A 3658-nucleotide genomic window follows, 5' to 3' on the forward strand; every position below is an offset into this window, starting at 1 on the left:
ACAACAGTAATTAGTAAGGCGAAAAAAGGTTGGCCTCTTAACCAACCTTTTTTCAGCTGTTCAAATAATGGAAAAACATGGAGGTTATTTTTTTGAAAGATAAAATAACCACATTGAAAAACCTACTTTTTATTATAATGGTCATTGGTTTCGCATCAGGATGTAATGGTAATCAAAATGAATTTATTCAAGGTAATAGTACTTTTGGTATTTCACAAGTACATACAAGTAAGCCAATTGATCAATCCGTTGCCAATCATGCGAAAGAAAAGATAATTGCCAAGGAAGATATATTACAGACGTAAAAGTTGTGAATACTGATAAAGAGCTTTTGGCAGCGATTAAAGTTGAGAATTTTGATCGATTTCGATTAAAGAGTATCTAGAAGTCAGTAAAATCCGACTTAGAAAAAATATATCCGGACTATAAAGTTTTTGTTTCGACTGATAAAAAAATATTCTGGGAGCTTGAAAAGGTCGAGCAAAGACTGAAAAAAAACGATATGAATAAGAAGAACTTAAAAAAGGAAAGATATACGACAGATGAACTGTTAGAGCTACTTCGCAGGAAGGATGTCTTTCAAGTCTCTGATGTAGAATTTGCTGTTTTAGAGCCAACAGGTGATTTATCTGTGATGCTAAAGAAAGAAAATCAACCTTTAACAGCAAAGGATATAAACTTGAAGGTTGCTTCAATCAAGGAGCCTCAGACCATTATTATGGATGGTGCAATAATGGATGAACCACTAGCCACGATTGGACGAAGTCGGGCTTGGCTACATACTGAATTAGAAAAACTAGGGGTAACGATTGAAAATGTATTTCTTGGACAGGTTAATTCTTACGGAGAGTTAACGATTGATCTGTTTGACGATAAATTACAAGTCGCCCCCCTCAAGAAAGACCCTTAATTCTTTCAACCTTGAAAAAATGTCAAGCAGACTTAGAACTATTTGCTCTTGGAACGGAATCAAAAGAGGCCAAACAAATGTATAGGTTAAACAGTGAAAAATTACAAGAAGCCATTGATAAAGTGACCCCTATTTTAAAAGGATAAGGATTTAGCTTAGATTCATACATGACGAAAAAAAGATACCATTTTTAATTGAAAAAAGTTTAAAAACCTTAGTCCAATTTCGGACTAAGGTGAATTTTTTTACGAGGTGTTAGAAGTGTCTATTTTTTTAGTTAAAGTTATTTTTATCTATATTGTGTTTATTGTAGCAGTAAAAATTTTAGGGAAATCAGCTCTAGCCCAACTTACCCCTCATGATTTTGGAGCGATTCTTTTTTTATCTTATTTAGCTTTTGGTTCTATTAAAGTAAACGGAGTGATGGAGGGGATTATTGGAGTCATTGTAATAACATGCATTCATCTATTTATATCAAAGTTAAGTTTATTAAATAAGTTAAACTCTTTTATTATCGGAAAACCGACTATTCTAATTAAACACGGGAAAATTATCTATCGAAATTTAAAGGAAAGTAGATATCCTTTACCTGAGCTGTTGTCTAATTTAAGAACATCAGGATATCCGGATATTCACGATATTGAATATGCGATTTTGGAAGCAACAGGTGAAATTAGCATTTTTCCAAGAAAAGAATTAGTTCCTATTACTCCAAAAGATTTACATATGAAAGTGGAATACCGCGGATTACCCATAGCCGTTGTCATTGAAGGGAAAGTGCAAAAGCGTAATTTAAAATTAATCAACAAAAATGAAAAGTGGTTAAAGGAAGAACTAAAGGCAAAGGGATATCTTCAAATCAAAGATATTTTTTACGCTGCTGTTAGAGATACCGATCATTCATTAACCATTAACAAAATAGATGTTAACGACTAATTTTAAGACGCTTTCCTCCCACTATAAATTAATGTTTTCTCTTATTTACTCCTTCTTATATTTTATTCTCAGATAGGCAAATATGGATTTTTAATGGTACAAACAACCCAAATATTACCTTATTCATAAGATAGCATTAAGTTCGAAGTATTTATAAGGAAGGATCTGAGAAACCAAATGTTTTTATACCCCTTTTCATACCCCAGTTTTTATACTCCCTATGGGGGGTAAAAAGTGAAACTTTGCGTACTGTAATACCTTTTCTGAATTATGGTTTGCAAGAAGCAACATTTACATCATATTCTCATGCCCTTTCAGAAGTAGTAGCCATGACTTATTTACTGGGAAAAGGATATGACCCACAAACTGCTTTTAAAACAGTTGAATCATGGGAAGTTAATGAAAGATTTTATTAAGTGTTTCTAAAACGCTAATATGTGTTTTTATAAGAATATTTTAAAATTAAATAAGGGAGAGGACCACTTTGCAAACCGCACCCAAACCATGATTAGTATCCCATTTCCATCTGTATGGGGTATTGATGCTTCTATAGCTGGAAGACCAATCATTAGAGGTATACTTACCATTAATTCCATTATAGGCACCAAAGTAATGGGTACCGTTAATTTCCGTGGTACACCTATCCCAATTATCTTTATCTGCAAAATAAAATTGGACTTCCTAATAATCTGCTATACCGCGAACAATATCAATGGAACTTACCGATCATTCAAGCCGAAGCAGGCTGGGATATTACAACAGGGGATGAACATATTATTATTGCTGTTATAGACACTTGGGTTGATCTGGACCATCCTGATCTGAGCGGAAGATTAACAAATGGATACACTAACGTTGCATAAATATTGACTGAATTTTCTGTTTTATTATTTTTCCGTTTGAGAAGAAAAATGAAGACACGTGAACAGAGGTAGTAATCATCCATTTTTTCACTATAACCTTTGGCGAGGGCGACAGAGACGGTTAAACCTTTACGGGACAGCTCTTCCTGCTATTTTTCGACTCCAAATGTGTGCGGATTTCCACGGTGCTGCTTTTAACAACCGACTAATTTGTAAGTACGTCCGTGAACTGTTTGTACCCAACTGAGCCAGTACGTTTAAACAGTAGACAATCATCGCGATGTACACTTGATTATGGACAGCTTGTTCGCTTTGTCCGTAGAACTTTTTGATGTTCAAGTGTTGTTTCATCCACTTGAAAAACAGCTCGATTGCCCAGCGTGATTTGTACAGTTCAGCGAGTTCATCCGCATTTAAGTCGAAACGATTCGTGATGAGGTGCAGCTCATTCCCTTTTGAATCCATCACTTTCAGTAGTCGAAACTCATTACCAGCCTGACTTTGTGCTGTGCCCAAAGAAATCATTTCATCTGATAAAACAGTTGAATTTTTTGGAAGGTGAAATTTCTCGATTTGATGTGTAACGGCGTTTTTTCGTAAGCGTGAGACAAAGAAATACCCGTCGTCTGTCATACGGTCAAATTGCTTGTAATCCAAGTAACTACGGTCAAAAACATACATGCACTCTTTGTCGTCAACAAGTACTTCTAGCTGACCTCGATCATGTTCAATCGCATTCGTTAACACCGCTTTATCCGGGTATGAACAGCCGAGTCGATGATTTTCAGTGGTGTTGTCATTTTCCGTCGCTTTTCAAAATGCGTTTTCTTATGAATTTGCGCGACTAAATCTAGAAACACCTGCTGGAACACCTCTGTCAGCACTTGATTTAGCCGGCGTCCCAGTTGCGAAAAGCTAATTGATTCTAGTTCGGTTGCTTTTTGTAGGT

General features: G+C 35.4%; 3 protein-coding genes and 2 pseudogenes. 4 read left to right on the forward strand and 1 reads right to left on the reverse strand.

Annotation, left to right across the window (positions count from 1 at the left end; all coding sequences use genetic code 11):
- Positions 1–92 precede the first annotated feature (92 nt).
- The 4 genes and pseudogenes from AC1UFB_RS01095 (at position 93) to AC1UFB_RS01110 (ending at position 2262) form a co-directional block, all read left to right on the forward strand.
- Entirely contained in the window at positions 93–305 is a 213-nt protein-coding gene (locus tag AC1UFB_RS01095; RefSeq protein WP_482588330.1) for a hypothetical protein, read from the forward strand.
- Positions 306–511: 206 nt separating this feature from the next.
- Positions 512–1056 (forward strand): annotated as a pseudogene (locus AC1UFB_RS01100) (YetF domain-containing protein); the annotation flags it as partial.
- A 115-nt stretch (positions 1057–1171) separates the two neighbouring features.
- Positions 1172–1846, forward strand: a complete 675-nt coding sequence (locus AC1UFB_RS01105; protein ID WP_328101508.1) for a DUF421 domain-containing protein — start codon at positions 1172–1174, stop codon at positions 1844–1846.
- 242 nt (positions 1847–2088) lie between these two features.
- Complete coding sequence (locus AC1UFB_RS01110) at positions 2089–2262, forward strand: hypothetical protein (protein WP_326046639.1); 174 nt, start codon at positions 2089–2091, stop codon at positions 2260–2262.
- A 576-nt stretch (positions 2263–2838) separates the two neighbouring features.
- On the opposite strand, the pseudogene AC1UFB_RS01115 reads toward AC1UFB_RS01110, so the two are convergent.
- Positions 2839–3658, reverse strand: a pseudogene (locus tag AC1UFB_RS01115) (IS4 family transposase); the annotation flags it as partial.

It is taken from the genome of Priestia sp. KCTC 13724, from assembly GCF_056820425.1.